Source organism: Mycobacterium helveticum, assembly GCF_007714205.1.
In the GTDB taxonomy this organism is placed as follows: Bacteria; Actinomycetota; Actinomycetes; order Mycobacteriales; family Mycobacteriaceae; genus Mycobacterium; species Mycobacterium helveticum.
The window spans coordinates 1-1,471 of sequence record NZ_VMQU01000280.1 but is presented as its reverse complement, the minus strand read 5'-3'; the positions used below and the strand labels follow the sequence as shown (position 1 = coordinate 1,471).

2 protein-coding genes are annotated in these 1,471 nt (G+C 66.6%); both read left to right on the top strand.

Annotated features, from left to right (window positions below; all coding sequences use genetic code 11):
• Window positions 1-533: Mu transposase domain-containing protein (locus tag FPZ47_RS28725; protein WP_428321255.1), on the top strand; the 533-nt coding region annotated here is incomplete at its 5' end.
• Window positions 530-1,273, top strand: coding sequence for an ATP-binding protein (locus tag FPZ47_RS27470; RefSeq protein WP_145039781.1), 744 nt, complete (start codon window positions 530-532; stop codon window positions 1,271-1,273). The genes FPZ47_RS28725 and FPZ47_RS27470, both read left to right, overlap by 4 nt.
• Window positions 1,274-1,471: the final 198 nt, after the last annotated feature.

Sequence of the window (1,471 nt, the reverse complement as noted above, 5' to 3'; positions counted from 1 at the left end):
TTCAAGTGGACCGGAATTTCTACTCCGTGCCATCGGCGCTGATCGGGTGCAGCTTGGATGTGCGGGTCACCTCTAACACCGTGGAGGTCTTCGCCGGCACCGAACGCGTCGCTTGTCACGCCCGGTTCAAAGGTGTGCGCGGGCGGTATTCCACCGTGGCCGAGCACATGCCTGCCGGGCATCGGCACCGGCTGGCTGACTGGAGCCCGGCCCGCTTCGAGCAGTGGGCGGCGACCATCGGCCCGAACACCACAGCGGCGATCCAGGCGATCCTGGCCTCCCGCAAGATCGTCGAGCAGTCCTACCGATCGTGTCTGGGGGTGATGGCGCTGGCCAAACGCCAAGGCGGCGCGACCCGGCTGGAAGACACCTGCGGTCGGGCACTCGGTGCGACGCCGTCGCCGTCCTACACGCTGATCAAGAAACTCTGGGCCACTTGGGAACAGGCCGATCCGCCGCCGGCGGCGTCGCTCGGTGACGCCGGGTTCGTGCGCGGCGCCGACTACTACGGCCAGGACGGGGGCCCGGCATGATCGATACCGAAACCCTGGCCAGGCTCAAGGCGATGCGCCTGTCCGGCATGGCCGAGTACTTCGAGAACCTCGCCGCCACCACCGGTGCGCAACGGCCCACCGGCCCGGAGATGGTCAAGATGGCCGTCGACTGGGAATATGAACGCCGCCGCAACAGCAAGCTGCACCGGCTGCGCCGACACGCGGCACTGGCCCAGCCCGCCGCCGACATCGCCGACATCAAAGCCATGCCCGGCCGCAGCGTGGACACCGAGTTGATCACCCGGCTCGCCGTCGGCAACTACCTGCAAACCCACCAGGACGTCATCCTGCAAGGCCCGACCGGCGCCGGGAAGACCTATGTGGCCTGCGCATTGGGCAACAAGGCCTGCCAGCAGTACCGCAGTGTGCTCTACCTGCCGGCCGGTGAACTGTTCGACCGGCTCACCATCGCCGAACGCACCGGGGAGCGAAAACGCTGCCTGGACGCCCTGGTCAAAGTGGAGCTATTGATCATCGACGACTGGTTCCTCACCACGCCGAGCCGCCAGCAGATCCAGCAGCTACACACCTTGATCGATCGGCGCCACAAGGCGGCATCGACGATCTACTGCACCCAGCTGCCGCCCGAACAGTGGCACGACCGCATGGAGGAAAAGATTCTCGCCGATGCGATCATCGACCGCATCACCACCAACGCTCACGCCACCGTGCTGACCTGCGACGAATCAATGCGCAAGCACTTCAGCCAACTCGGCTGACCAGCGTCCGGCGGGACGAGGCACCACACGTCCCGCCGGCACCGGTCCCACGCCAACACCGATCCTGCGCGCACACCCGCACCTCGACTGGCGCAGCGGTGCCACGGCTCACCCGATAACGCCGCAGTGGCTCACCAGCCAACGGAACAGTGGCTCACCCCACAGCGGAACACCGGCTCTCACCGAGCGTGATATCCA